Source organism: Faunimonas sp. B44 (assembly GCF_052655945.1).
This window is the reverse complement of sequence record NZ_JBQYEX010000003.1, coordinates 324,248-350,709: the sequence shown is the minus strand read 5'-3', so window position 1 is coordinate 350,709 and position 26,462 is coordinate 324,248. Positions and strand designations below refer to the sequence as shown.

Annotated in this window: 28 protein-coding genes; 18 read left to right on the top strand and 10 right to left on the bottom strand. The window is 69.3% G+C overall.

Annotation, left to right across the window (positions count from 1 at the left end; genetic code table 11):
* The first annotated feature begins 5 nt into the window (after nucleotides 1-5).
* Genes ACUN0C_RS07800 through lpxK form a run of 3 tightly spaced genes read left to right on the top strand, consistent with a single transcriptional unit; the run spans nucleotide 6 to nucleotide 2,998 of the window.
* Entirely contained in the window at nucleotides 6-698 is a 693-nt protein-coding gene (locus ACUN0C_RS07800) for a lysophospholipid acyltransferase family protein (RefSeq protein ID WP_445465767.1), read from the top strand.
* Entirely contained in the window at nucleotides 691-1,995 is a 1,305-nt protein-coding gene (locus ACUN0C_RS07795) for a 3-deoxy-D-manno-octulosonic acid transferase (protein ID WP_445465766.1), read from the top strand. The genes ACUN0C_RS07800 and ACUN0C_RS07795 overlap by 8 nt, the downstream gene beginning before the upstream one ends.
* Nucleotides 1,979-2,998, top strand: a complete 1,020-nt coding sequence (gene lpxK / locus ACUN0C_RS07790; RefSeq protein ID WP_445465765.1) for a tetraacyldisaccharide 4'-kinase — start codon at nucleotides 1,979-1,981, stop codon at nucleotides 2,996-2,998. Before ACUN0C_RS07795 ends, lpxK begins: the two co-directional genes overlap by 17 nt.
* Here lpxK and ACUN0C_RS07785 read toward each other — a convergent pair.
* The 3 genes from ACUN0C_RS07785 to ACUN0C_RS07775 are packed head-to-tail and all read right to left on the bottom strand — an operon-like array spanning nucleotide 2,995 to nucleotide 5,675.
* Nucleotides 2,995-3,225, bottom strand: coding sequence for a DUF2093 domain-containing protein (locus tag ACUN0C_RS07785; protein WP_445465764.1), 231 nt, complete (start codon nucleotides 3,223-3,225; stop codon nucleotides 2,995-2,997). The two genes, lpxK and ACUN0C_RS07785, sit on opposite strands and share 4 nt — an antisense overlap.
* Nucleotides 3,226-3,283: 58 nt before the next feature.
* Entirely contained in the window at nucleotides 3,284-5,119 is a 1,836-nt protein-coding gene (locus ACUN0C_RS07780; protein WP_445465763.1) for a monovalent cation:proton antiporter-2 (CPA2) family protein, read from the bottom strand.
* A gap of 55 nt (nucleotides 5,120-5,174) precedes the next feature.
* Nucleotides 5,175-5,675: an invasion associated locus B family protein gene (locus ACUN0C_RS07775; RefSeq protein ID WP_445465980.1), complete on the bottom strand. Its 501-nt coding sequence runs from the start codon at nucleotides 5,673-5,675 to the stop codon at nucleotides 5,175-5,177.
* Between the two features lie 282 nt (nucleotides 5,676-5,957).
* On the opposite strand from ACUN0C_RS07775, the gene coxB reads away from it, so the two are divergent.
* From coxB to ispH, 9 genes are all read left to right on the top strand, one after another.
* Nucleotides 5,958-6,881: a cytochrome c oxidase subunit II gene (gene coxB, locus ACUN0C_RS07770; RefSeq protein WP_445465762.1), complete on the top strand. Its 924-nt coding sequence runs from the start codon at nucleotides 5,958-5,960 to the stop codon at nucleotides 6,879-6,881.
* Nucleotides 6,882-6,922: 41 nt separating this feature from the next.
* Nucleotides 6,923-8,572, top strand: a complete 1,650-nt coding sequence (gene ctaD, locus ACUN0C_RS07765; protein WP_445465761.1) for a cytochrome c oxidase subunit I — start codon at nucleotides 6,923-6,925, stop codon at nucleotides 8,570-8,572.
* A gap of 90 nt (nucleotides 8,573-8,662) precedes the next feature.
* Complete coding sequence (locus ACUN0C_RS07760) at nucleotides 8,663-9,580, top strand: heme o synthase (protein WP_445465760.1); 918 nt, start codon at nucleotides 8,663-8,665, stop codon at nucleotides 9,578-9,580.
* A complete protein-coding gene (locus tag ACUN0C_RS07755; protein WP_445465759.1) occupies nucleotides 9,577-9,720 on the top strand; it encodes a hypothetical protein in 144 nt (47 codons plus the stop codon). Before ACUN0C_RS07760 ends, ACUN0C_RS07755 begins: the two co-directional genes overlap by 4 nt.
* Nucleotides 9,717-10,298: a cytochrome c oxidase assembly protein gene (locus ACUN0C_RS07750; RefSeq protein WP_445465758.1), complete on the top strand. Its 582-nt coding sequence runs from the start codon at nucleotides 9,717-9,719 to the stop codon at nucleotides 10,296-10,298. Before ACUN0C_RS07755 ends, ACUN0C_RS07750 begins: the two co-directional genes overlap by 4 nt.
* A gap of 47 nt (nucleotides 10,299-10,345) precedes the next feature.
* Nucleotides 10,346-11,182, top strand: coding sequence for a cytochrome c oxidase subunit 3 (locus tag ACUN0C_RS07745; protein ID WP_445465757.1), 837 nt, complete (start codon nucleotides 10,346-10,348; stop codon nucleotides 11,180-11,182).
* Nucleotides 11,183-11,223: 41 nt separating this feature from the next.
* A complete protein-coding gene (locus ACUN0C_RS07740; RefSeq protein WP_445465756.1) occupies nucleotides 11,224-11,613 on the top strand; it encodes a DUF983 domain-containing protein in 390 nt (129 codons plus the stop codon).
* A complete protein-coding gene (locus ACUN0C_RS07735; protein WP_445465755.1) occupies nucleotides 11,613-12,392 on the top strand; it encodes an SURF1 family protein in 780 nt (259 codons plus the stop codon). The genes ACUN0C_RS07740 and ACUN0C_RS07735 overlap by 1 nt, the downstream gene beginning before the upstream one ends.
* A gap of 19 nt (nucleotides 12,393-12,411) precedes the next feature.
* Nucleotides 12,412-13,371, top strand: coding sequence for a 4-hydroxy-3-methylbut-2-enyl diphosphate reductase (gene ispH, locus ACUN0C_RS07730; RefSeq protein WP_445465754.1), 960 nt, complete (start codon nucleotides 12,412-12,414; stop codon nucleotides 13,369-13,371).
* A gap of 9 nt (nucleotides 13,372-13,380) precedes the next feature.
* Here ispH and ACUN0C_RS07725 read toward each other — a convergent pair whose 3' ends face one another.
* Entirely contained in the window at nucleotides 13,381-14,274 is an 894-nt protein-coding gene (locus ACUN0C_RS07725; protein ID WP_445465753.1) for a DMT family transporter, read from the bottom strand.
* A gap of 118 nt (nucleotides 14,275-14,392) precedes the next feature.
* Here ACUN0C_RS07725 and thrB point away from each other — a divergent pair, with 118 nt between their 5' ends.
* Nucleotides 14,393-15,358 (top strand): homoserine kinase, encoded by a 966-nt coding sequence (gene thrB / locus ACUN0C_RS07720; RefSeq protein ID WP_445465752.1) that lies wholly within the window; start codon nucleotides 14,393-14,395, stop codon nucleotides 15,356-15,358.
* A complete protein-coding gene (rnhA, locus tag ACUN0C_RS07715) occupies nucleotides 15,358-15,834 on the top strand; it encodes a ribonuclease HI (protein WP_445465751.1) in 477 nt (158 codons plus the stop codon). The genes thrB and rnhA overlap by 1 nt, the downstream gene beginning before the upstream one ends.
* A 4-nt stretch (nucleotides 15,835-15,838) precedes the next feature.
* On the opposite strand, the gene ACUN0C_RS07710 is transcribed toward rnhA, so the two are convergent.
* Together ACUN0C_RS07710 and ACUN0C_RS07705 are read right to left on the bottom strand one after the other, a co-directional pair.
* Nucleotides 15,839-16,324, bottom strand: a complete 486-nt coding sequence (locus tag ACUN0C_RS07710; protein ID WP_445465750.1) for a peroxiredoxin — start codon at nucleotides 16,322-16,324, stop codon at nucleotides 15,839-15,841.
* 73 nt (nucleotides 16,325-16,397) lie between these two features.
* Nucleotides 16,398-17,204 (bottom strand): protein-disulfide reductase DsbD domain-containing protein, encoded by an 807-nt coding sequence (locus ACUN0C_RS07705; protein ID WP_445465749.1) that lies wholly within the window; start codon nucleotides 17,202-17,204, stop codon nucleotides 16,398-16,400.
* 107 nt (nucleotides 17,205-17,311) lie between these two features.
* On the opposite strand from ACUN0C_RS07705, the gene ACUN0C_RS07700 reads away from it, so the two are divergent.
* Nucleotides 17,312-17,911, top strand: a complete 600-nt coding sequence (locus ACUN0C_RS07700) for a YqgE/AlgH family protein (protein WP_445465748.1) — start codon at nucleotides 17,312-17,314, stop codon at nucleotides 17,909-17,911.
* Here the strand turns inward: ACUN0C_RS07700 and ACUN0C_RS07695 are convergent, their stop codons facing one another.
* The 4 genes from ACUN0C_RS07695 to thrC form a co-directional block, all read right to left on the bottom strand.
* The gene (locus ACUN0C_RS07695) at nucleotides 17,912-20,788 is read right to left on the bottom strand and encodes an EAL domain-containing protein (protein ID WP_445465747.1); all 2,877 of its coding nucleotides are present in this window, start codon (nucleotides 20,786-20,788) and stop codon (nucleotides 17,912-17,914) included.
* Between the two features lie 91 nt (nucleotides 20,789-20,879).
* Nucleotides 20,880-21,476, bottom strand: a complete 597-nt coding sequence (locus ACUN0C_RS07690) for a GNAT family N-acetyltransferase (RefSeq protein WP_445465746.1) — start codon at nucleotides 21,474-21,476, stop codon at nucleotides 20,880-20,882.
* Nucleotides 21,477-21,480: 4 nt separating this feature from the next.
* The gene (locus tag ACUN0C_RS07685; protein ID WP_445465745.1) at nucleotides 21,481-22,749 is read right to left on the bottom strand and encodes a M16 family metallopeptidase; all 1,269 of its coding nucleotides are present in this window, start codon (nucleotides 22,747-22,749) and stop codon (nucleotides 21,481-21,483) included.
* A gap of 6 nt (nucleotides 22,750-22,755) precedes the next feature.
* On the bottom strand, nucleotides 22,756-24,162 hold the full coding sequence (thrC, locus tag ACUN0C_RS07680; RefSeq protein WP_445465744.1) for a threonine synthase: 1,407 nt from the start codon (nucleotides 24,160-24,162) through the stop codon (nucleotides 22,756-22,758).
* Nucleotides 24,163-24,356: 194 nt separating this feature from the next.
* On the opposite strand from thrC, the gene ACUN0C_RS07675 reads away from it, so the two are divergent.
* The 3 genes from ACUN0C_RS07675 (at nucleotide 24,357) to ACUN0C_RS07665 (ending at nucleotide 26,452) form a co-directional block, all read left to right on the top strand.
* Nucleotides 24,357-25,037, top strand: coding sequence for an HAD family hydrolase (locus ACUN0C_RS07675; protein ID WP_445465743.1), 681 nt, complete (start codon nucleotides 24,357-24,359; stop codon nucleotides 25,035-25,037).
* The gene (locus tag ACUN0C_RS07670) at nucleotides 25,016-25,546 is read left to right on the top strand and encodes a 2'-5' RNA ligase family protein (RefSeq protein ID WP_445465742.1); all 531 of its coding nucleotides are present in this window, start codon (nucleotides 25,016-25,018) and stop codon (nucleotides 25,544-25,546) included. The genes ACUN0C_RS07675 and ACUN0C_RS07670 overlap by 22 nt, the downstream gene beginning before the upstream one ends.
* A 72-nt stretch (nucleotides 25,547-25,618) precedes the next feature.
* On the top strand, nucleotides 25,619-26,452 hold the full coding sequence (locus ACUN0C_RS07665) for a hypothetical protein (RefSeq protein ID WP_445465741.1): 834 nt from the start codon (nucleotides 25,619-25,621) through the stop codon (nucleotides 26,450-26,452).
* The last annotated feature ends 10 nt before the right edge of the window (nucleotides 26,453-26,462 follow it).

The following is a 26,462-nucleotide window of genomic DNA, read 5'->3' as shown; positions in this document are numbered from 1 at the left end:
TCCTGATGGCGAGCCGGAACGTGCGGTCCCGCCCGCTCGCCGCGACTGCCGGGCGCGCGCTCGCCGCCTATCTCAAGTTCTGCCGCCGCACGAACCGCTTCGTGTTCGAACCCGACGATGCGCAGGCGATCGTCGACGAGAACCAGCCCGTCATCGTCGGCTCGTGGCACGGGCAGCATCTCCTCGTGCCGCTCATGCGCCGGCCCGACCAGAAGTTCGCGGTGCTCGTCTCCCGCTCGAAGGACGGCGAGATCAACGCCGCGGCTGCGCGCGCGATGGGCCTGCACGTGATCCGCGGCTCGGGCGGGCGCAACCGCCTCAAGACGGCGCAGAAGGGCGGCGCGCGGGGCTTCCTGGCGATGCTCGCGGCGCTTCGCAGCGGCCTCAACGTCGCGCAGACCGCCGACGTCCCGCGCGGCGAGGCACGGCGCTGCGGGGAAGGGATCGTGGCCCTGGCGAAGCATTCGGGGCGCCCGATCCTCCCCGTCGCGGTCGCGACCGAGCGCGCCCTGACCTTCGAGAGCTGGGACCGGGCGCGCCTGCCGCTCCCCTTCGGTCGCGGCGCGATGGCGATGGGACGCCCGATCCGGGTCGCCGCCGACGCCGACGAGGCGGGTCTCGAGGCGGCACGCCGCGAGGTCGAAGCGGAGCTGAACCGGTGCCAGGCGCGGGCCGAGGAGATCGCCGGCCGTGGCTGACCGGATGGGAGACATGGCGCTGGCGCTCTATTCGGGCCTCGGCCGGGGGATCGAGCCATTTCTCGGGACGGTGCTGGAACGCCGGGCGCGGCGCGGCAAGGAGGATGCGGCACGGCGCGGGGAGCGCTTCGGGTTCGCGTCGCTGCCCCGGCCCTCCGGACCGCTGGTCTGGGTCCATGCCGCGAGCGTGGGTGAAACCAACGCCGTGCTGCCGCTCGTCGACCTAATCGTCGCGCGCGGGCTCGCCGTGCTGACGACGACCGGAACCGTGACCTCCGCGGAGATCGCGGCGCGTCGGCTGCCGCAAGGCGCCTTTCACCAGTACGTGCCGGTCGACACGCCGGGAGCCGTCCGGCGCTTCCTCGCCCATTGGCGCCCCGACCTCGCGATCTTCGTGGAATCGGAGCTCTGGCCGCAGGCCGTGGCGAGCCTTCATCGGAGCGCAGTTCCGCTGGTCATCGTGAACGGCAGGCTCTCGGAGCGTTCGTTCCGTTCCTGGCAGCGGTTCCGGGCCGGCGCCCGGGCCATCTTCGGCAAGGTGGCGCTCTGCGCCGCCCAGACCGATGCCGACGCGGAGCGGTTCCGGGCGCTGGGCGCACCGCACGTCCTGGCGGTCGGCAACCTGAAGTTCGACGCGCCGCCGCTCCAGGCCGAGCCCGCCCCGCTCGCGGACCTCCGAAAGGCCATCGGTGAGCGCCCCGTCTTCTTTGGCGCGAGCACGCATCCGGGCGAGGAGGCGGCCGTCGTTTCCGCGCTCCCCCGGATGCGCGAGGCGCGCGCGGACCTGCTGACCATCATCGCGCCCCGTCACCCGGAGCGCGGGCCTGCGGTCGCCGAGGAGGTCGAGGCAGCCGGCCTGTCCGTCGCATTGCGCAGCGCAGGCGCGCTGCCCGGCGGCGGCACCGCAGTCTATGTCGCCGACACGATCGGCGAGATGGGCCTGTGGTTCCGACTGGCCCAGGCCGCCTTCCTCGGCGGATCGATGATGCCGCGGGGCGGGCAGAACCCGATCGAGGCGGCCCAGCTCGCGGTCCCGGTGCTGCACGGACCGGGCGTGGAGAACTTCGCCGAGATCTACGCCGAGCTCGATAGAGCGGGCGGCGCCTTTGCGGTCTCCGACGCGGCCGGGCTCGGTACCCGTGCGGCCGAACTGCTCGACCGTCCGGACCTGGCGCGCGCCGCCGGCGCCGCCGCCCGGAACTGCGTGGCCCGGTTCGAAGGCGCGCTCGACAGGACGATGGCGGCGCTCGCGCCGATCGTCACGACCATCCGGGGCGGCCATGCCGACCGCGCCTGAGTTCTGGGCGCAGCGCGGGGCGAAGGCGTGGGCGCTCTGGCCCGCCTCGCTCCTTTACGGCGGCGTCGCCCGCTGGCGCATGCAGAGGCCCGGTTCGGTCGCGCCGATACCGGTGGTCTGCGTCGGCAATTTCACTGCGGGAGGGAGCGGCAAGACACCCACCGCCCTCGCGCTGGGCAGATTGCTGGCCGCTCACGGCCGTCGCCCGGGGTTCCTCACCCGAGGCTATCGCGGCCGCGAGTGCGGACCCCTGCTCGTCGATCCGCTGAAGCACGATGCCGCGGCCGTCGGCGACGAAGCGCTGCTGCTCGCCGCGACGGCCCCGACGGTGGTCGCGCAGGACAGGCCGGCCGGCGCGCGCCTGCTGACCGGCATCGGAGCCGATGTCGTCATCATGGACGACGGCTTCCAGAATCCCAGCATCGCAAAGGACCTCTCCATCCTCGTCGTCGACGCGGTGCACGGGCTCGGCAACGGCTTCGTCATGCCGGCCGGGCCCCTGAGGGCCCCGCTGTCGACCCAGCTTCGGCATACCGACCTCCTGCTGGTGATCGGCGAGGGCCGCGCCGCCGCCGATCTCGTCCGCCGGGCAGCCCGCCGCGGCATTCCGATAAGCGAGGCCTCGGTCGCGGCAGAGGCCGATGCGGGCCTGAACGGCCTGCCCGTGCTCGCCTTCTGCGGGATCGGCCAGCCGGACAAGTTCTTCCGGTCGCTGGAGCGATGCGGCGCCGACCTGCGCCGGACGATCGCGTTCCCCGACCACCATGCCTATTCGGACTCCGACTGCCGCCGCGTACTGGACGAAGCCGGCGGACACGGGCTGGTTCCGGTGACCACGGAGAAGGACCATGTGAAGCTGCGCGGCCGGGAGGGCGATGCGGCGCGGCTCGCCGCGGCCTCGCGCGTCCTGCCCGTCAGGCTGCTGTTCCGGGAACCGAAGAAGGTCCTCGCCCTCGTGGAGGGCGCCGCCGCGCGCAGGCTGACCGGCGACCCGCGGCGCTAGGCCGGATTGGCGGTTCCGGCCAGCTGCCGCTCGCGCTCGAGCGACGCTCCGGCGTCGACATAGGGCTCCTGCCGGTCGACGCTCCAGTAGCGAAGGCTGGAGAGCGGGATCTTCGCGCCGGTCACCGCGCAATGGACGAACGAGCCGGGCACGACGACCTGATAGTCGCCGTCGAGATAGCGCAGCTGGGCCTCACCGTCCCGGCCTGTTCGTTCGAGCCTGTTCATGCTCGATATCTAGCGGGCGATGCCGAACCCGCCAAGCGGCACGGGGCGCGACGCTCTGTCATGCGGCGTCGGAGCGCGATCCGATCGGCCTTTCGCCGCCCGGATCGCTTCCCGGCGCCGAAGCGCTTCGCGGGGGAACGAGCGGCTCCGGCTCGACGCGGCCGCGCCCGTCCGCCCCGGGCCGCCTGCCCCGCCGCTGCAGCGAAAGCCGGTCGGCGTCGCGGCGGCGGACGTCGGTGACGGTCGCCTCGACCTCGTCGCCGTCGAATCCGAGGGCGCGCAGCGTCTCGGCCCCGAATGCCATCGCCGATTCGAACGTCTCCCGGACCTCCAGGTCGACGCCTATTTCCAGGAGCTCGAGCGTGTGGTTGCGGTCCCAGGAGCGCGCGAAGATGCGCGCGGTCTCGAACTCCGCGATCGCCATCTCCACGATCGCCGTCGTGGTCTTCGGATCATCGACGCAGACGCAAATGACGGCGGCCTTTTCCGCACCGGCGGCCCGGAGAACGTCGCGCCGCGTGCCGTCGCCGAAATAGATGCGGAAGCCGAACCGCGCGGCCTGCCGGATGCGCTCGGCCGACGCGTCGATGATGGTGACGGGAATTCCCCGGGCAAGGAGAACCTGCGAGACGATCTGCCCGAAGCGGCCGAAGCCGATGACCAGCACGTCGCCGCCGGCGCCTTCGAAATCCTCCTCCAGCACCTCCGGCGCGTCCTGCCGCACGAGCCGGCCGGCGAGCCAGACGGAAAGCGGCGTGAGCGCCATCGTCACGGTCACGACCGCGGCCACGAAGGACGTGTCGGACGGCCACAGGGCGCGCACGGATGCGGCTGCGGCGAAGAGGACGAAGGCGAACTCCCCGGCCTGGGGCAGGAGACCTGCGACCCGCACCGCATCGTTGTGGCCGGCGCGGAAGAACCGCGCGAGCCCGTAGAGGATCGCGGCCTTGACCGTCATGACCAGAGCGACGGCGACGAGGATCGCCAGCCAGCTGTGGGCGAGAGCGTCGAGGTTGATGGACATGCCGACGGCCATGAAGAAGAGTCCCAGCAGGACGCCGCGAAACGGCTCGATGTTCGCCTCGAGCTCATGGCGGAAGGAGGAATCCGCGAGGATCACGCCCGCCGCGAAGGCGCCCATCGCCATCGACATGCCGCCGAGATGCATGAGTGCGGCCGCGCCGAGCACGACCAGCAGGGCGGCGGCGGTCATCGTCTCCTTCGCCTTCACATAAGCGAGCAGGCGGAACATCGGGTTGAGGAGATACCGGCCGGCGAGGTAGAGCGCCGCCAGCGCGCCGGCGGCCGCCGCGATCCCGCCGAAGAGCCCGCCGGCCGTCAGGGCGCTGCCCGCGTTGGTCGGGGAGAGCAGGGGGACGATCGCAAGCAGCGGCACGATCGCGATGTCCTGGAACAGCAGGATGGCGACCGACTTGCGCCCGTGGGCGGTCGTCGTCTCGTTCCTCTCCTGCAGGATCTGCATGCCGAACGCGGTCGACGACATCGCCAGGCCGAAACCTATGATGATGGCCGGCTCCATCCGCCAGCCGGCCGCGCGGAGCCCGAGGGTCAGGACCAGGCCCGTGACCGCCACCTGAGCGAAGCCGAGGCCGAAAATGTCGGCGCGCATGGCGCGCAGGCGTGCCGGGCGGAGTTCCAGCCCGATGATGAAGAGAAAGAGGACGACGCCCAGCTCGGCGACGTGGAAGATCGCCTGCGCATCGCTGATGACACCGAGCACCGGGCCGACCAGAACGCCGGCGGCGAGGTAGCCGAGGACCGAGCCGAGCCCGAGCCGCTTGAAGAGCGCGACGAAGAAGACGGCGGACGCGAGCAGCAGGAGCGGCTCGGCGAAGATCAGCGTCCCGAGGCGGCCGGCTGCGTCATCGGGCATGGCTGCTCCTCACCTTCGATCGGCCGCGGCTCCCACATGCCGCGGAAGGCGGAGATCAGGGCAGGGCGTCGAACCCTTCTCCGAAACCTGCGAGCGAGATCGGGATGCCGATCCCTTCCTCGGGCGTCTGGAAGATGATGAAGGTCGCCTGCGTCCCGTTGCGCATCTGGTCGACGAGCTGGTCTTCCATGATGACCTCGGCGACGCAGCCGTTCGGCAGGCAGCGGACGAAACCGGCCGAGCCGAGATCGGTCTCGTCGATCCTGAGGCCGAGGCCCCGCGGCAGGAGTACGCCGAGGGGCGCGAGCACGCGCAGGATGCGCGCCTGCCTGTCCGCCGTCTTCAACACGATGACGGTCAGGCCGACATTCTCCCGGTCCTCGGCCGTCACGAACTGCATGATGACGCACTGCTCCGCCTGTGCGCCCGGCGGCGTGTCGCAGCGCAGCTCCCAATCGCCGTGCTTCGACTTGACCGTACCTTGCGCGAGCGCCGCCGTCGGCAGGAGAAGGCAGAGGGCGAAGAGCGCGCGGGCGAGAATCGGCACGTGGGGCATCTCCATGAAAACGCCCGCGCGCGCCGCTCGGCCGGGCAGGCGAGGGGTAGCAGACCGCCCCCTCATGTCAAGAAAGTGGCGCGCAGGGCACTCCGAGGGCGCTCCGCCGCGCCTGCGGGCGGCGCGCAAATTTGCCGCATTCCTGCTCATTGGCAGTGCGTTGCGCCGCTTGCGGCACTGTGGTTACTCGACACGATCATCAGAATGCGGGTATCGGCAGTCGGGCGAAGGCGCCGTGCGGTCGCCCGACGCATTCGGCCCGAGGCGGAGAAACGGAATCCAATGGCGATACTGGCGAGAGGGCTCGCGGTCCTGACCTGGTTTGCGGCGCTGGCCGGCATGGCCGCCGCTCAGCAGGTCGATCATCCAGGCCCCTACCCCTGGCAGATGAACCTCCAGGCTCCGGCCACCCAGGTGATGGAGTTCATCAGCTGGTTCAACTGGTACACGCTCATCATCGTGACCGCGATCACGCTGTTCGTGACCGTGCTGCTCGGCTGGTGCATCTACCGGTACCGCGCGAGCGCGAACCCGACGCCGTCGCGCGTCTCGCACAACACCCTGGTCGAGGTGCTGTGGACGGTCGTCCCGGTGCTGATCCTGGTGGCGATCGCGATCCCCTCCTTCCGCCTGCTCTTCGGCCAGTACGATCCGGCCAAGATCTATGCGGATTTCGACCCCGAGAACACGCAGTTCCTCACCGTCAAGGTCACCGGCTTCCAGTGGTACTGGGGGTTCGAGTACGGCGCCGACGAAGACAGCGTGGCCAACGGCGCGCCGGCCGACGCGCTGAGCTTCGACGCCATCATGGTGCCCGACGCCGATCTGCCTCCGAACGGCATCCGCAACCTGTCCGTCGACAACGCGATGGTCGTGCCGGTCGACACCTTCGTCCGGGTGCAGGTCACGGCGGGCGACGTGCTCCATTCCTTCGCGATCCCGCCCTTCGGCATCAAGGTCGACGCGGTCCCCGGCCGCCTCAACGAGACCTATTTCAAGGCCGAGCGGGAAGGCATCTTCTACGGCCAGTGCTCCGAGCTCTGCGGCAAGGACCACGCCTTCATGCCGGCCGCCGTCCAGGTGGTCTCGCAGGAGCAGTTCAGGGCTTGGGCCGAGGCTGCCGCGGTCGATCTCGAGGGCGCCTACGAGCAGCTCGCACGCTCGATCGAAGCCGAAAAGAACAACACCGAGGTGGCCGCCCGCTGAGGGCGCCGCCGCGACGCGATGCAGGCTAGGAGTTGATCCGAATGGCAACCGCTGCGACTCACGAAGCGCACGCCGCCCACCCGACCGGGTGGAAGCGCTATCTCTATTCGACGAACCACAAGGACATCGGCACGATGTACCTGATCTTCGCGATCATCGCGGGGATCATCGGCGGCGCGCTGTCCGTCGCCATGCGCATGGAGCTGCAGGAGCCGGGGATCCAGATTTTCCACGGCCTCGCGCAGATGGTCTACGGCGTCGACGAGGGCATGGCGCTCGACACCGGCAAGCACATGTACAACGTGTTCACGACGGCGCACGGCCTCATCATGATCTTCTTCATGGTCATGCCGGCGCTGATCGGCGGCTTCGCCAACTGGTTCGTCCCGATCATGATCGGCGCGCCGGACATGGCGTTCCCGCGCATGAACAACATCTCGTTCTGGCTGCTGCCGCCGGCCTTCATGCTGCTTCTGATCTCGCTGTTCGTCGAAGGGCCCCCGGGCGGCTTCGGCGTCGGCGGCGGCTGGACGATCTATCCGCCGTTCTCCACCTCCGGCCAGCCGGGCCCGGCGATGGACTTCGCGATCCTGTCGCTCCACATCGCGGGCGCGTCCTCGATCCTCGGCGCGATCAACTTCATCACCACGATCTTCAACATGCGCGCGCCCGGCATGACGATGCACAAGATGCCGCTGTTCGCCTGGTCGGTGCTGATCACGGCGTTCCTGCTGCTCCTGTCGCTGCCCGTCCTCGCCGGCGGCATCACAATGCTGCTGACCGACCGCAATTTCGGGACGACCTTCTTCGATCCCGCGGGCGGCGGCGACCCGATCCTGTTCCAGCACCTGTTCTGGTTCTTCGGGCATCCCGAGGTCTACATCCTGATCCTGCCGGGCTTCGGCATCATCAGCCACATCGTGTCGACCTTCGCGCGCAAGCCGATCTTCGGCTATCTCGGCATGGCCTACGCCATGGTGGCGATCGGCGTCGTCGGCTTCATCGTGTGGGCCCACCACATGTTCACCGTCGGCCTCGACGTCGACACGCAGGCCTATTTCACGTTCGCCACGATGGTGATCGCGGTGCCGACCGGCGTGAAGGTGTTCTCGTGGATCGCCACCATGTGGGGCGGCTCGCTCACCTTCCGCACGCCGATGCTGTGGGCGATCGGCTTCATCTTCCTGTTCACGGTCGGCGGCGTCACGGGCGTCCAGCTCGCCAATGCCGGCCTCGACCGCTCGCTGCACGACACCTATTACGTGGTGGCACACTTCCATTACGTGCTGTCGCTCGGTGCCGTGTTCGCGATCTTCGGCGGCTGGTACTACTGGTTCCCGAAGATGACGGGCTACATGTACAATTCGATGGTCGCGAAGACCCATTTCTGGGTCACGTTCATCGGCGTGAACCTGGTCTTCTTCCCGCAGCATTTCCTCGGGCTCGCCGGGATGCCGCGCCGCTACATCGACTATCCGGACGCGTTCGCCGGCTGGAACCTGATCTCGTCGCTGGGCTCGTACCTCTCGTTCATCGGCGTGTTCATCTTCCTCTACGGCATCTTCGAAGCCTTCTCGAAGAAGCGCATCGCGGGGCCGAATCCCTGGGGCGAGGGCGCCACGACGCTCGAATGGCAGCTGCCGTCGCCGCCGCCCTTCCACCAGTGGGAAGAGCTGCCGCGGATCCGCTGACCGGGGTCGGCAGACGCAAGAACGGGTCGCGGCCTTCCGGCCGCGGCCGTCTTTCCGGGGAAACCTCCCCACGAACGAACGAGGACTGGCGTGGCCTTTGAAGTGACGAAGACGGAGGCGCTGGACGGCGGCGAGGTGCGCGATTTCGTGGCGCTCCTGAAGCCGCGCGTCATGTCGCTCGTCGTCTTCACTGCGGTCGTGGGCATGCTCGCGGCACCGGGCGGCATTCACCCGGTGCTCGGCGTCGTCGCGCTGCTCGCGATCGCGGTCGGCGCGGGCGCGTCCGGCGCGCTCAACATGTGGTACGACGCCGACATCGACGCCGTCATGCGGCGGACGTCGGCACGCCCGATCCCGGCCGGCCGCATCCAGCCTGCGGAGGCGCTCGGCTTCGGCCTGACGCTCGCCGGCATCTCCGTGATGGTGCTCGGGCTCGCCGCGAACTGGCTGGCCGCAGGCCTGCTGGCGTTCACGATCTTCTTCTACGCCGTCATCTACACCGCCTGGCTGAAGCGCTGGACGGCCCAGAACATCGTGATCGGCGGCGCCGCCGGCGCTTTCCCGCCGGTGATCGGCTGGGCGGCGGTGACCGGCGACGTCTCGCTCGCGCCGGTCCTGATGTTCCTCGTCATCTTCACCTGGACACCGCCGCATTTCTGGGCGCTCGCGCTGTTCGCGCGCGACGATTACGCGCGCGCCGGGATCCCGATGATGCCGAACGTGGCGGGCGACGCGTCGACGCGCCGGCAGATCTTCGCCTATGCGCTGCTGCTCGCCCCCGTCGGCCTCGCTCCCTACCTGTTCGGCTTTGCCGGGCCGGCCTACGGCATCGCCGCGGCGTTGCTCGGGGCGGAATTCGTGCGCCGCGCCTTCGTCCTCCTCCGCCGGGGCGATGCCGAACGGCACCGGGCGGCGAAGGCGCTGTTCGGCTTCTCGATCGTCTATCTCTTCGCTCTCTTCGCCGTGCTCCTCGGCGAGGCGCTGCTGCGCCCGTGGGGATGGGCATGACCATGGCCGAGGGCATCCGCCTCACCCCCGAGCAGAAGAGGCGCCGGCGCACCCGCTCGGTCGCCCTTGCGCTGCTTCTCGCGGGACTCGTGATCCTCTTCTACGTCATCACGGTGGTGCGGCTGGGAGGCGGCACATGAAGACCTCCGGCGCGCGCAACCGGTTCCTCGCGATCGGCCTCGCCTCCGTCGTGCTCGGGATGATCGGCATGGCCTATGCCGCCGTCCCGCTCTACGACCTTTTCTGCAAGGTCACGGGCTACGGCGGCACGACGCAGGTAGCTTCGGGCGAGTCCGACCGCGTCCTCGAGCGCGAAGTCTACGTCCGGTTCGACGCCAATGTCGTCGGGCTGCCGTGGCGTTTCCGTCCCGAGGTGCCGCAGGTGAAGGTCCGGCTCGGCGAGACCGCCACCGTCGACTTCATCGCCACCAACACGTCCGACGTGGCGACGGTGGGCACCTCGACCTTCAACGTCACCCCGGACGCGGCCGGCTCCTACTTCAACAAGATCGCCTGCTTCTGCTTCACCCGGCAGGACCTTGGGCCGGGCGAGTCGATCCGCATGGGCGTGCAGTTCTTCGTTTCGCCCGACATGGTGGACGACCGGAACATGAAGCCGGTCCGGGCGATCACGCTGTCCTACACGTTCTTCCCCGCCGAGCCGGCGGGACAACCCGTCGCGCGCTCGGAAGCCGACGGGGCGAGCAAACCACTTTAGGAGCATCGGGGCGCGCAGGCGCAACGGAAGTCTGGGAAGGCATGGCAATGGCTGACGCTCACGCGAAGCACCACGATTATCACCTCGTCGACCCGAGCCCTTGGCCGTTCATCGGCTCGATGTCGGCCTTCGCGCTGGCGCTCGGCGCGATCTACGCCATGCACGGCGGCAGCTGGCTCTGGACCGCCCCCGGCTTCATCGGCGTGCTCTACACGATGTTCGCCTGGTGGGCGGACGTGATCAAGGAATCGCATCGGGGCTACCACACGCGGGTCGTCCAGCTGCACCTCCGCTACGGCATGCTGCTCTTCATCGCCTCCGAGGTGATGTTCTTCGTGGCCTGGTTCTGGGCGTTCTACGATGCGAGCCTGTTCACCAACGAGGCGATCCAGTACGGCCGCCTCGAGGCGACCGGCGGCCAGTGGCCGCCCGCCGGCATGGAGGTGCTCGATCCCTGGCACCTGCCGCTGCTCAACACGCTGCTCCTCCTGACGTCCGGCACCACGATCACCTGGGCGCACCACGCGCTGCTTCACAACGACCGCCAGGGCCTGAAGTACGGGCTGATCCTGACGATCGTGCTCGGCCTCATCTTCACCGCCGTGCAGGCCTACGAATACATGCACGCGCCGTTCGCCTTCTCCGGCAACATCTACGGCGCGACCTTCTTCATGGCGACCGGCTTCCACGGCTTCCACGTGATCGTCGGCACGATCTTCCTGATCGTCTGCCTGATCCGCGCCATGCGGGGGGACTTCACCCCGACGCAGCACTTCGGCTTCGAGGCCGCGGCCTGGTACTGGCACTTCGTCGACGTGGTCTGGCTGTTCCTGTTCTTCTCCATCTACGTGTGGGGGAATGCGGGCGCGGTCTACGGCGGCTGAGCAGGCGCCGGCGCGCCTGCGCCGGCTTTAGATCGGCGATCATGAGCGAAGACCGCGCACTCCACCCGCCGCAGAACCCGTTCTCGGTGGGCCTGCGCGGCCGCTGCCCGCGCTGCGGCGAGGGGAGGCTGTTCGCCGGGTTCCTGAGGCTCGAGCCGCGCTGCCGCGTCTGCGGCCTGGACCTCGCCTTCGCCGATTCCGCGGACGGGCCCGCCGTCTTCATCATCCTGATCGTCGGGTTCGTGGTCGCGGCTGCCGCCCTCCTCGTCGAGGTATCCTTCGAGCCGGCGGCCTGGGTTCACGTCATCCTCTGGGGGCCGCTCGTCGTCTTCCTGTCCCTCGCGCTGCTCCGCCCGTTCAAGGGCGTGCTGATCGCGCTGCAATACGCGCACAAGGCGCAGGAGGGCGAGATCGACCGCCCGCCGGTGTGATGGAGCGCAGGGTCGGCTTGGTCCGCATCGTCCTCGGCGCGGTGGCCGTGTTCGCCGCGCTGGCGGTTCTCGTCTCGCTCGGCAACTGGCAGATGCGGCGGCTCCACGACAAGGAGGCGCTCCTTGCGGCGGTGGCGGAGCGGCCCGGCCTCCCGGTCCTCGACCTGCCGCCGCCCGGCGCGTGGGGCGGGCTCGACCTCCAAATGCTCGAATACCGGCCGTTCAGGCTGGAGGGCCGCTTCCTGCACGAGCGCGAGGTCCGGGTCTTCACCAACCTGCCCGACCCGAACGGTCCGCTGCGCGGCCCGGGCTACTGGATCGTCACCCCGTTCGTTCTCCACGGCGGCGGCACCGTCCTCGTCAACCGGGGCTTCGCGCCGCAGGACAGGTTCCGGCCCGCCGAGCGCGGCGAGACGCTGAGCGATGCGCCGGCGACCGTCGTCGGCCTCCTCCGCCCGGACGACGTGCGGACCGTCTTCACGCCCGAGGACAAGCCGGAGAGCGGGCTCTTCTTCACCCGCTCCATCGGCCCGATCGCCGCGGCGGCCGGGCTCGACGGGCCGGTGGCACCCTTCTCGATCGACCTCGTCGCGGCCGAGACGCCGCCGGGGGGGCTCCCGCAGGCCGGCGAGACACTGATGCGCTTCCCGAACAACCACCTGCAATACGCCGTCACCTGGTACGGCCTCGCGGCGGCGCTCGTGGCGGTCGTCCTCGTGTTCCTCTGGGGGCGGCGTCGTTCGGCCAAGGGGCCGGCTGCGCTTGACGGCGACGGCTGAGGGTCCCTATCTCCCGCCGATGGACGGTTCCCCCAGATGGCGCATCCTGCTGTGCGCGCCCCGCGGCTTCTGCGCCGGCGTCGACCGCGCCATCCAGATCGTGGAGGAGGCGCTGGAGCGTTACGGCGCGCCCGTCTATGTCCGCCACGAGATCGTGCACAACCGCTACGTGGTCGAAGGCCTGAAGGCCAAGGGGGCCGTGTTCGTCGAAGACCTCGACGAGATCCCCGACACGCGCCAGCCGGTCGTCTTCTCCGCCCATGGCGTACCGAAGAGCGTGCCGGAGAACGCGGCCGCGCGCGGCCTGTTCTTCTTCGACGCCACCTGCCCGCTCGTCTCCAAGGTCCACAAGGAGGCGGTCCTGCACCATCGCCGCGGCCGCGAGATCGTGCTCGTCGGCCATGCCGGCCATCCGGAGGTGGAGGGCACGATGGGCCAGCTGCCGCCCGGGTCGGTCACTCTCGTGCAAACCCCGGACGACGCGCGCAGCTTCGAGCCGGCGAATGCCGAGAACCTCGCCTGGGCGACGCAGACGACGCTGTCGGTCGACGACACCGCGGAGATCGTGAAGGTGCTGGAGGACCGGTTCCCGAGCATCGTCGGCCCGCACAAGGAGGACATCTGCTACGCGACGACGAACCGGCAGGAGGCGGTGAAGGCGGTGGCGCCGCGGGTCGACGCCCTGATCGTCGTCGGCGCGCCGAACTCGTCCAACTCCCAGCGCCTGCGCGAAGTCGCCGAGCGGGCCGGCTGCCCCAGGGCCGTGCTGGTCCAGCGCGCCGCCGACATCGACTGGGCCGATTTCGAGGACGCGCGCACGATCGGCCTGACGGCCGGGGCTTCGGCGCCGGAGGTGCTGGTCGAGGAGATCATCGACGCCTTTGCGGAGAAGGGCGGCGTCGAGGTCGAGCTCGTCCGCACGGCGACCGAGACGGTCACCTTCAACCTGCCGAAGTCGCTGCGCGAAGCCGCCGCCTGAGCCGGCCGCTCATGTGGCGAGGAGGATCGCCACGCCGAGGATGATGAGCGTCATGCCGCCCACGTCGCGAAAGGTCGGCGTCTGCGCGAAGACGCGGCGCGAGATGAATGCGGCGACGATCATTTCCACCAGCCCCAGCGTCCGCACGCGCGCGACCGATTCGAGCGCGAAGGCGAGGAACCACATCTGAGACGCGAATGCGCCGAGAAAGCCGACGCCGAGCGACGGCCGCCACGCCTTGGCGATCGCCGGCAGGACGGCCGGCCGGGTGAGGAGCAGCCATGCGGTGAGGAGAACGGTCTGCGTCGCAAGGGACACGCCGAGCGTGAACGTGGCGGCGGGCAGGAAGTCGGCGCCAAGATTCGTGACCGCTCCCCGGAAGCAGACCGCCGCGAACGCGAAGAGCCCGCCGGAGGCGATGCCGAGCACCGCCGGCTGCCAGGAGAACGCTTCGCCGCCCGACCGCCTCGGCCATGACGTGAGCATGACGCCTGCCGTGGCGATCAGCACCGCCGCCGCCAGCATGACGGTCACCGGCTCGTGCAGGACGAGGAGGGCGAAGATCGCGACCTGGACCGGCTCCGTCTTCGAATAGGCGGTCACGACGACGAAGGAGCGGCGCTGCATCGCGGAGAGGAGCGCCGCCATCCCGCCGATCTGCGCCACGGAGCCGAGCGCCGCCCAGCCGAAGAAGACGAGGTTCGGCCGCGGCATCGGGAAGCCCAGCAAAGGGAGGGCGGCCACCGCGAGCAAGGCGAAGGGCAGCCCGAACAGGAAGCGGATGTGGGTCGCGCCGGCGGTGCCGATCTCCGCGACGAGGCTCCGCTGCGCGGCGTTCCTTATGGTCTGCGCGGTCGCGGCGAGGATGGTGCACACCACCCAGAGCCAGTCGGGAGGGTTCATGGGAGCTCGGAAACGGCGGGGACACCGCGCCTGGCGGTTTGACGGTGCCTCGGCCCACCGGTAACACGGCCACGCGCGCGGTCAATCGCGCATCCCGCAGGAAGGATCATCACGGCCCATGGCGGTCTATACCGACGTCACCGACGGCGAGCTGGAATCCTTTCTGGAAGCCTTCGACCTCGGCGCGCTGCTCTCGTTCAAGGGCATCGCGGAGGGGGTCGAGAACTCGAACTTCCTGGTCCATACCGAGGCCGGCCATTTCATCCTGACGCTCTACGAGAAGCGGGTGGCGGAAGCCGACCTGCCTTTCTTCCTGGGCCTCATGGAGCATCTGGCGGAACGCGGCGTGAGCTGTCCGCTTCCGGTCCGGGCGCGGGGCGGCCAGGCGCTCCATCGCATCGCCGGCCGGCCGGCCGCGATCGTCTCCTTCCTGGAAGGCCTCTCGCTCCGCCGGCCGCAGCCGGTCCACTGCCAGAGCCTCGGACGGGCGCTCGCCGAAATGCACGAAGCCGGCCGCGACTACGCGCTGAGGCGGGCGAACGCGCTCTCGCTCGGCGGCTGGCGCCCCCTCTTCGAGCTCACGGGCGAGCGGGCGGGCGTGGTGGAGCCGGGCCTCGGCGTGCTGATCGTGGCGGAGCTCGACTTTCTCGAGCGCGCCTGGCCGGAGGGGCTCGCCGAGGGCGTCATCCACGCCGACCTCTTCCCCGACAACGTGTTCTTCCTGAGCAATCGCGTCTCGGGCCTGATCGACTTCTATTTCGCCTGCAACGACCTGCTCGCCTACGACATCGCGATCTGCCTGAACGCCTGGTGCTTCGAGCCCGACCGCACCTTCAACGTCACGAAGGCCCGCGCGCTGATCCAGGGCTATGAGAGCGTCCGTCCGCTCTCCGGCGAGGAGCGCGCGGCGCTGCCCGTGCTCGCGCGCGGCGCGGCGCTGCGGTTCCTGCTGACGCGGCTCTACGACTGGCTGACGGTTCCCGACGGCGCGCTCGTCACGCCCAAGGACCCGCTCGAATATGCCCGCAAGCTCCGCTTTCACCAGAGGGTCCGGAGCGCGGCCGAATACGGCGTGGACCTGTGATGGCCGAGGATATCGTCATCGTCCACACGGACGGCGCCTGCTCCGGCAATCCCGGCCCCGGCGGCTGGGGCGCGATCCTCGAGTTCCGCGGAACGGAGCGCGAGATCTGCGGCGGCGAGCCGCACACCACCAACAACCGCATGGAGCTCACGGCCGCGATCGAGGCGCTCTCGACGCTGAAGCGGCCCTGCACCGTCGAGGTCCATACCGACTCGCAGTACCTGCGCGACGGCATCACCAAGTGGATCCACGGCTGGAAGCGGAACGGCTGGCGCACGGCGGACCGAAAGCCGGTCAAGAATTCGGACCTCTGGCAGGCGCTCGAGGCGCTGCTCGCCGAGCACGAGGTCAGCTGGCACTGGGTGCGCGGCCATGTCGGCCACGACCTCAACGAGCGCGCCGACGAACTCGCCCGGCGCGGCATGAAGCCGTTCCTGAAGAAGGCCGGCGGGCGCCCGCCCGCGGCGGCGGGCTAAGCTCCTAGAGCTGTTCCAGGATGCGCGCGGCGCTGCTCCTGACCGCCTCGCCGGAATTGTCCTCGACATCGAGGGTGCGCACGACGCCGTCCTCGACGATCATCGCGAACCGCTTCATGCGCGTGCCGCGGCCGACCCCGCTGCTGTCCTGGTCGAGGCCGGTCGCCGTCGCGAAATCGGCATTGCCGTCGGACAGGTAGCGGATGCGGCCCTTGCCGCCGGTGGACTCCGACCAGGCGTCCATCACGTTGGCGTCGTTCACGGCGACGACCACGATCTCGTCGACGCCCTTCTCCAGAATTGCGTCGTGCTGCTCCAGGAAGCCCGGCAGGTGGTTGAGCGAGCAGGTCGGCGTGAAGGCGCCGGGCACGCCGAAGAGAACCACCTTGCGCCCGGCGAAGATCTCGCGGGACGAGATCTTCTGCGGGCGCCCGTTGTTCAGGACGAAGAAATCGGTCTCCGGCAGGCGCTCGCCAACGGCAATCGTCATCGCTTCCTCTCGCTGCAGTGAATCGCACGGGCGTGCAAGGTAAGCGCAATCGCGACGCGGTCCAGAGGAACGGTCAGCGAATCGTTTCGGTCTTCTCGATCGCGCTGCCGGCAGACGTCGCCACGAACCGGATCGTCCGGGCGCCTTCAGCAGTCGGGCGGCCGTTGATGGCGATCGTGTAGCGGAACCGCTCGCCATCCTGAGCCACGCGCTCCGGCTGGCCCAGGAACCAGTCGGACGGGCCATCAACGAACAGTTCGGGATCGGCCCCGGCCGGGGCGATAACCTCGACGGAGATGGCATCCGGGCCGACCGTGATCCCGCCGATGTCGAACTGCCCCGGCTTGGGGCCGCCCGGCACCATCCGTTCGAACAGCGCCAGCTGCGCCTTGGCCACGGGATCTCCGGCCGACTCCGCGGCCAGGGTGACCTCCGCCTCCGCATCCGTCGGAATGCAGATCTCGGCGCAGACGCCCAGCATCGCGGACATCTTCAGTGTGACGGCTCCGGCACGGCGCGGGCTGATCGCGAGCGGAATCACGACGTGGTCCCGGTAGACTGCGGACACGCTGGTGCCGTCGTCGTAGCGCTCCGGCGCCGGGAAGCGGACCTCCACGCGCTCCACGTTTGCCGAGCCGGAGAAGTCGAACTGCGGCGGCACGCCGGCGTCACCGGGATTGCGCCAGTAGGTGTGCCAGCCGGGCTCGAGAGCGATCTCCACGCCGCCCTTCAGCTCGTCGCCCGGGCCGCGCACGAGGAGCAGCCTCAGCTTGCCTTCCGGGATGGGAGTCCAGGCCGATTGCGCGGCCGAAGCCGGCGCCGCCGGCGCCACGGCGAGCATGAGAGCGAATAGAAGCGCGCGATGGATCGTGTTCGACATCATTTCGTTTCCCGGGAAGCGGGCGGGCTGGGAGCGGTCTCGATCATGTCGGCGAGTCCTCATGCGTGCCGCTACCAAAGCAGGCGGATGGTTGATACGATTTCCCCATGGCGAAGCGCAGCGCACCCGAAGGGTTCCTCGACGGCCAGCTCCTGATCGCTATGCCCGGCATGGCGGATCCCAGGTTCGCGCGCTCCGTCGTCTATATGTGTGCACATTCTGCCGACGGCGCCATGGGGATCATCATCAACAAGATCGCGCCGGACATCCAGTTCAGCGATCTGCTCGTGCAGCTCGAGATCATTCCTCCCGGCGAGGAGAGCCAGCTTCCCCGCTCCGCCCAGACCGTTCGCGTGCATCGCGGCGGACCGGTCGAGACCGGGCGCGGATTCGTCCTGCATTCGGCCGACTTCTTCCTCGAGAACGCGAGCCTGCCGATCGCCGACGGCGTCTGCCTGACGGCGACGCTGGAAATCCTGCGGGCGATCGCGGAAGACCGCGGCCCCGGGCGGGCGATGCTCGCGCTCGGCTATGCCGGCTGGGGCGCCGGACAGCTCGAGCAGGAGATTCAGGCCAATGGCTGGCTGAACAGCCCGGCCGACCGGGCGATCCTGTTCGACGAGGATCTCGACAGCAAGTACGAGCGCGCGCTGGCGAAGATCGGCGTCGCTGCCGCCATGCTGTCGGCGGAAGCCGGCCACGCCTGATCAGCTCGCGCGGGCCATCGGCTCCGCCCGGCGCAGGATCTGCTGGACCATCTGGCTCGGCATCGCCCGGCCGTAGAGGAAGCCCTGCGCGAAGTCGCAGCCGATCTCCTTCAGCTCGCGCGATTCCGCCTCGCCTTCCACGCCTTCGGCCACCACGGTCATGTTGAGATCGTGGGCGAGCTGGACGATCGCGCGCAGGATGATCGGCCGCGCCGAGGAGCCGTTCGGCCGCACGAAGGAGCGATCGACCTTCAGCGTGTCGAACGGGAAGCGCTGCAGATAGGCGAGGCTCGAATGGCCGGTGCCGAAATCGTCGAGGGCGAGGCTCGCGCCGAGGTCCCTGATGCGGCCGAGCACCTTCGCTGCGAATTCCGGGTTCTGCATGACCAGCGATTCGGTGATCTCCAGCTTCAGCGTCTCCGGCGCGATGCCGGTGCGCGTGAGGACCGCCTTGATGTCGTTGATGAGATCGTGCCGGAAGAGCTGCCGGCTGGAGACGTTGATCGAGACGAAGGGCGACGCCGCCGGATCCATGCCGCTCTGCCAGCCGGCGAGTTCTCTCGCCGCACGGTCGAGCGCGAAGACGCCGAGCTGGACGATGAGGCCCGTTTCCTCGGCGATCGGGATGAAGTCCTGGGGCGGAATCGGGCCGAGCTTGGGGTGTTCCCAACGCATCAGCGCCTCGAAGCCGGCGACCGAGCCGTCCGACAGGCGGATCACGGGCTGGTAGTGGAGCTCGATCTCGCCGCCGTCGAGCGCTCGCCTGAGATCCGCGGCAAGATCGGAACGCGGCTCTCTGGCCATCGTGCCTGGGACGAGGCGGTGCAGCCGGTCGCCGCCTTCGCGCTTGGCCTCGTAGACGGCGGCCTCGGCCTCGCGCAAAAGGTCGGCCGCGGTGCCGCCCGAACCGGTCGCCAGGCCGGCCGAAGCAGTGACGAGCGCCTCGCTGTCGCCGATCGTGATCGGGGCCTTCACGACCGACACGAATTCCTCGGCCAGGTGCTCGACCCGATCCGGTTCGAGCTCCGAAAGGATGATGGCGGCAAACGAGTCCCCCTGCAGCCGTGCCAGGGTGTCCTGTTCGCGAAGGAGGCGGGAGAGGCGGCGGGCAATGGCAAGCAGTGCCGAATCGCCGACCGAATATCCGAAGGCTTCGTTCACCCCCTTGAAATGGTCGAGGTCGAGGACGAGCACGCTCGGAAGAGCGAGCTGGTCGATCCGGCTGCGCGTCAGCGCCGCGTTGAGGCGGTCGAGGAACAGCTCGCGGTTGGGCAGCCCGGTGAGATTGTCGTAGACGGCGTCCTGGAGAAGCCGCTCCTCCGCGACCTTCTCGTCCGTGATGTCGGTGACGGTGCCGGTGCAGCGCATCACCTCGCCGTCGGTGCCGATGATCGGGCGCGCCACCAGCTCGAACCACAGGAAGTGACCGTCGGCTGCCCGCATCCGGAACGTCTGGTGAATGCGCCCGCGGCGGTTCCGGGTGACGGTCTCGAGCACGGCCTCGAACCGTGGGCGATCTGCAGGATGCATCGCGTCGAGCCAGGTCCGGACCGGACCTTCGAGCGCGCCGCGTTTGCAGCCGAGGAGCCGGTCCACCTCGCGTCCGGTCTCGACGCGGTCGCGCGCAACCTCCCAGTCCCAGATCGCGTGGCCGGCGCCCACCAGCGCAAGGGCCTTCTGCTCGGCATCGCTGATCAGGCCCTGGGCGAGCGCGCCGCCGGCAAAGGCGTGCTGCATGACCGTGAACGCGACCAGCATGACGATCAGCACGAGGCCGCCGGCGAGCGCGGGCTGGAGGGCGGCGTGGTCGGTCCGCCCGGAGACCGCCAGCCATGCCGCCAGGACCCAGAACAAGAGGACCGCCCAGGTCGGGATCAGCATGATAGCCCGATCGAAGCCGCGGAAGGCGAGCACCAGGATGACCAGCATCCCGACCGCCGCGGTGAGGCCAAGCGAAATGCGGGCGATGCCCGAGGCGAGGCTCGGGTCGAACACGGTAACGCCGGCAAGGATCGCGAGCCCGAACATCCAGCCGATCGCGACGTGGCTGTAGCGGACGTGCCAGCGGTGCAGATGGAGGTAGGTGTAGAGGAAGACGACGAGCGCGCCGGCGAGCACGACCTCCGTGCCGGCACGCCAGTAGGGCTCGCTCGAAACCGCGATCGGGAAGGCGCGGTGCCAGAAGCCGAAATCGATCGAGATGTAGGCGAGGACCGCCCAAGCGAGGGCTGCCGTCGCCGGGAACATGGCCGTGCCCTTCACAACGAAGAGCACGCTCAGGAAAAGCGCGAGCAGGCCCGCAATGCCGAGGACGATGCCGCGGTAGAGCGTGTAGCTGTTGACCGTCTCCTCGTGCGCGTCCGGCTCCCACAGATGAAGCTGCGGGAGGTTGGGCGAGCCCATCTCGGCGACGTAGGTCACGATGGCGCCCGGATCGAGCGTGATCCGGAAGATGTCGGCCTCCGCCGAGGCGATGCGTTCGGGTGCGAAACCCTCGCTCGGCGTCACGGCGGCAATCCGGATCGCGCCGAGATCGGGCCAGATGATCCCGGAACCGACCAGCCGGTAGTGCGGCGCCACGATCAGGCGGTCGATCTGCTCATCCGTCGGGTTCGCGAGGGCGAACACGATCCAGTCGGACGCGCCCGCTCCCGCTTCGGAGCGAACCTCGATCCGGCGGACGATGCCGTCCGGCCCGGGTGCCGTCGAGACCTGCAGCCGCTCGTTGGGGCTCGTGTAGTGCTCGACCGTATCGGACAGGTCGAGCGTCTTCGCCGCGGGCGGCACCGGCACCGCCTCCAGAGCGGAGGCGGGAGCAACGAAGGCCAGCAGTGCGAACGCGACGAAGAGGCGCTTTAGGAACTCGCCCGCGCGCACGGCAGATCCTCCGGATCGGATGTCTAAAGCTTAACCAGTAAAGTTATGCAGCCGGCACCTCAAGCCCGCCAAAGCGGCATCACGATGGCATTCACCCGCCGGCCGGCTTGGGGTCCTCGGCGAGCAGCCCGTACAGCACGTGGTCCTGCCAACGGCCATTGATGCAGACCAGGCCCCGCGCAAGCCCTTCCTCGCGGAAGCCGACCTTTTCGAGGAGATGCCGCGAAGGCTTGTTGTGCGGCAGGCATGCCGCCTCGAGCCGGTGGAGATGAAGGATGCCGAAGGCGAATGGCACGAGTGCGGTCAAGGCCGCGGTCATGTAGCCGCGGTTGGCGTAGCGTTCGCCCATCCAGTAGCCGATGGTGCCGGTCTGCGTCATCCCGCGGGTCACATTGGAGAGCGTGAGTCCGCCGACGAGAATGCCCGAGCCGGCCTGGAAGACGAAGAAGGGATAGGCCCGGTCGTCCCGGATTTCCTGCTGATAGCGCCGAATCCGGCGTCTGAAGGCGGCGCGGGTCAGGTCGTCGGCTGGCCAGGTCGGCTCCCAGGGCGTGAGGAAGCTGCGGCTTTCGCCTCTGAGGCTCGCCCAGTCCGAATAGTCGGCATGGGCCGGGCTCCTGAGGAACACGCCTCGCCCGGCAATGACCGGCGCGGGATCGTAGGCGGACGTGCTGCGCAGGAACGCCATCGCGTCAGGCTCCCAGCCTGGCGAGCTGGTCGGCGATCGCGGCGGCGCCGGGCAGCGGCCTGATCGGGCCGATGCCGGCGAGCGTCGGCGGCGATTTCAGCATCGCCTCGGCCGCCTCGCCGATCTCCGCCGGCGTCACCCTGTCGATGGCCGCCACGATCTCGGCGAGCTCGAGCGGCCGGCCATGGATGAGCACGTGTCGCGCCATCTGTCCGGCGCGCGCGAGCGGGCTTTCCAGTGCCATCAGGAGGCCCGCCCGCATCTGCGCCTTCGCCCGGTCGAGCTCGGCCTGCATGATGCTGTCGCCGAGCCGCGCCGTCTCGCTCAGGATGACCTGGACGAGCGCCTCGATGTCCGCCTCCGACGTAGCGGCCTGGATGCCGAAGATCCCGGTGTCGATGAAGGGCCAGTGAAAGGAGTAGATCGAGTAGCAGAGCCCGCGCTTCTCCCGCGCCTCCTGGAACAGGCGGGAGGCCATGCCGCCACCGAGGACCGACGACAGGAGCATGGCCGCGTGGTAGCGCGGGTGGCGGAATGAAGGCGCCTCGAAGCCGAGCAGGATCTGCGCCTCTTGCAGCTTCTTCCGCTTCAGCCACTGGCCGCCGCGATAGGTGCCCGGCTCCTCCGCGGGTCCCGAGGCCGCCGGTACGGAGGCGAGGCTGCGCTCCGCCGCAGCGACCAGGCCGTCGTGGTCGATCGCGCCGGCGGCGGAAACCACCATGCCCGGTCCGCGGTAATGCATCCCCAGGAAGCGCGTGAGGTCGGCGGGGCCGAGCGCCTTCACGGAAGCGGGCGTGCCGAGGATGCTCCGGCCGATCGCCTGCCCCGGATAGGCCGCTTCCTGGAAATAGTCGAAGACGATGTCCTCGGGCGTGTCGAGGGCGGCTCCGATCTCCTGCGCGATGACGTGCTGCTCGCGCGTGAGTTCCTCCGCATCGAACAGGGAATCCGTGAGGATGTCGGCGAGAACGTCAAGACCGAGCAGAACGTCCTCTTTCAGCACGCGGACGTAATAGACCGTGTGATCGACGCTCGTCTCGGCGTTCATCTCGCCGCCGACGGCCTCGATCGTCTCCGCGATCTCGCGCGCGGAGCGCCGCCGCGTGCCCTTGAAGGCCATGTGCTCGAGGAGGTGGGACACGCCGTGCTCGTGAACGGCCTCCGAGCGCGCGCCGGCGCCGACCCATACGCCGAGCGCCACGCTCTCCAGCTGCGGCATGCGGTGGCTGACGACCGTGATGCCGTTGGCGAGCCGTGAGACTTCGATCGTCATGCGCCGTCAGACCGCCATGCGCGCGGCGCGGGAATGCTGCTCGACGGCCGCCTCGACCCGCGCCAGGTCCGCCGGGAGAACCTCATAGCGCTCGCGCCTGGTCAGGATCGGCCTCGCCCACTCGGGCAGCTCCGGATGGATCCCGGTGGCGAGTTCCACCGCCTCCGGGAACTTGGCCGGATGCGCGGTGGCGAGCGTCACCATCGGCACGTGCTGGTCCAGATTGTGCTCGGCGACCGCGATGGCGACGGCGGTGTGCGGATCGACCAGCATCCCCGTCTCCCGCAGCGTGCGCCGGATCGTCGCCGCGGTTTCCGGCTCGCCGCAGGCGCCGGAGGTGAAGAGCGGGCGGATGGCCTCGCGCGCACGCGGCTCGAGCGTGAAGGCCCCGGACTGCGACAGCCCCGACATCAGCCGCTGCACATCGCCGGGCTCGCGGTCCTCGGCATCGAAGATGAGCCGCTCGAAATTCGACGAGACCTGGATGTCCATCGAAGGCGAGGAGCTCGGCGTCACCCCCCGCACCTCGTAGCGCCCGGTCCGGATCGTGCGGTCGAGGATGTCGTTGACGTTCGTCGCGACGACCAGCTTCGCGATCGGCAGCCCCATCCTGTGCGCCACGTAGCCGGCGAAGACGTTGCCGAAATTCCCCGTCGGCACGGTGAAGGCGACCGGCCGGTGCGGCGCGCCGAGGGCGACGCCGGCGTAGAAATAGTAGACGGCCTGCGCGACGATCCGCCCCCAATTGATGGAGTTCACGGCGGCAAGCGACACGCGGTCGCGGAACGCGAAGTCGTTGAACATCGCCTTCACGAGCGCCTGGGCATCGTCGAACGTGCCCTTGACTGCGATCGCGCGGACATTGTCGTCGTCGGCGGTCGTCATCTGCCGGCGCTGGACCGGCGAGACGCGGCCGTCGGGGAAGAGGATGGCGATGTCGATGCGCTCCCGGCCGCGGAACGCCTCGATCGCCGCGCCGCCGGTATCGCCCGACGTCGCGGCGACAATGGTCGCGCGCGAGCCGCGCTCGGCGAGGCAATGGTCCATCAGGCGCGCGAGCACCTGCATGGCGACGTCCTTGAACGCCAGCGTGGGGCCGTGGAAGAGCTCGAGCACGAAATGGTTCGGAGCGATCTGCACGAGCGGCGTCACGGCCTTGTGCCGGAACGTGCCGTAGGCCTCCTCGAGGATCCGCCGCAGCGTGCCGTCGTCGATCTCGCCGCCCGTGAACCGGCCGATGATCCGGGCGGCGACCTCCGCATAGGGCAGGCCGGCGAGATCGGCGATCTCCTCGGGGGCGAGCCGGGGCCAGGTCTCGGGCACGTAGAGCCCGCCGTCCCGCGCCAGGCCCGTCAGCACGACGTCGCGGAATCCGAGAACGGGCGCTTCCCCGCGCGTGGAAACGTAGCGCAACAATTCGCTCCTTGATCCGAAGGGGCGGACACTATCCCCCGGCCCGCCCACCGGCAAGCGCGCGCATGTCGCGCGGGCGGCATGAAGGAAGCGCCGGGTGACACGCGGCGGGGCGGGAGGTCACGGGAACGCGGCGGCGCCGCTTCGCGCGCCCGCCGCTTGTGCCACATCCCCCGGGGCCCTAAGTGGCGCGGATGCTCGTCATATTCGATTGCGACGGTGTTCTCGTCGATTCCGAGATCATCGCCGCCCGCGTCGACGCTGAGATCCTCACCGAGGCCGGCTATCCGATCACGGCCGAGGAGGTGGCCCACCGCTTCGCCGGCCTGACGACCGAACGCATCTTCGAGATCGCCGCCGAGGAACTCGGGCGCGGCATTCCGGATGCGCTCGTCCGGCGCGCCGAGGAGGAAACGGACAGCCGTCTCGAGCGCGAGGCCGTCCCCGTCCGGGGCGCCGACGCGATGCTCGACCGGCTCGACTGGCCGCGCTGCATCTGCTCCAACTCCCGGCCGGAACGGCTGCGCATGACGCTCGAAGTGGCCGGCCTCTACGAGCGGTTCCGCCCGTACGTGTTCTCGGCGCGGGACGTGGGCGACGGCCGCGGCAAGCCGGCTCCCGACGTCTTCCTGCATGCGGCCGCCGTGCTCGAGACCGATCCGGCCGACGCGATCGTCGTCGAGGATTCCGTGTCCGGTGTTGCCGGCGCGGTCGCCGCAGGCATGCGCGTCATCGGCTTTGTCGGTGCCTCGCACAGCTGGCCGGGGCACTCCGAGGCTCTGATGGACGCGGGCGCGCTGACCGTCGTCCGCCGGCTGTCGGAGCTTCCGGCCACCGTCGAAGCGCTCAGCGAATGGTCGCCGGACCTGGTCTGAACGGCACCCGGCCGTTCGTCCTCACCCTCGAGATGGACGGCGAGTCCTTCGCCCGGCTCGATGCGCTCCGGCGCCGGCATTATCCGCCGGACCGCAACCAGGTGCCGGCGCACGTCACGCTGTTCCATCAGCTGCCGGGCGATCGCGCCCGCGAGATCAAGGGGCTCCTCCAGGCCTGCGCGCGCGGACAGCGCCCGTTCGAGCTCCGCGCCGTCTCCGTGAAGTCGATCGGGACGGGCGTCGCCTATTTTCTGGAGTCGCCGCAGCTCTCCGCGCTGCGCAACGGTCTGGCCGCCGAATGGTCCCACTGGCTCGTCGACCAGGACCGCATGGGCTTCCGCCCGCACGTCACGATCCAGAACAAGGTGACGCCGAAGGAGGCGGAACGCCTTCAGCGGGAACTCGCAGCCGGGTTCCGGGCCTTCTCCGTCAGGGGTGTCGGCCTCCATCTCTGGCGCTACCAAGGCGGGCCGTGGGAAAGCGTGCAGCTGTTCCGGTTTGGGGCCTGAACAAATGCAACCTGGAGTTACTTCGCGGAGTACGGTAAACTATTACTTGTCCTAAGATGTTGGGGGCAAGCCATGACACATGTTCCTGTCGACGACCCGGATGGAGGAATTCCGCTGCCGGGCGACCCTGCAGAAGCCCATCCCATTCCGCTTCTCGTCTTCGTGGCTCTCATCGGAGGAGCCGCGCCTTTCCTCGTCCGTATCGCCTCGCAACTGGCGACGGCGGGGCTGGATGGCAAGGAGGCGGCCATTCCCGCGCTGGGGGTCTGGATGGGCGTTGGAATTTTTGCGGTGCTGGGGCTCGCGACTTCCGTCGCCACCGCCGATCGGAATGCAAGACAGTACTTCATCGCCGCGATGATGGCCCCTGCCTTGATCGCGAATGTCTCAATCGGTGTGCAAGCAGGGCAGAAGACCAGGAGTGCCGCCGAACCGGAGGCGGCTTCGCGGGCTGACCCGACCGGGCTGTTCGCGAGCACGGCCTTCGCCCAAGCCGCGATCGCGCCGGCTGCCGCGACGGATCCGGATCGTCCGAGCAGTGCGCCTACGGGTGCGGGCACCGAGATCCAGGTGATGATCGACGTTCGGAACGCTGCTGCGATCAGCGGCGGGGGCGACCTGAATATCCAGGCGGCTGGCGCGGAAGGGGCGAATGTGCAGGCGGCCTGTCCGATCGTCTCCGGGACGAACTGCTCGATCTGGGTACCGAGCGATACCGAACTCGTGACCTTGAATGCCGCCGGCCGCTCCGCCGAAATCCGGCTGGAGCCTGACACGAAGGCTATTGGAGTGGCGATTGAAACCGCTCCGACCGTCACCCAGCAGTTCTACTGGGCGCTCGGTGGCACCTTGCGCGGCAACGTCTCGGGGCTGACTGCGGAGGCGTTCTCGTCAGCGGCGCGATAGAGCCGGCGCA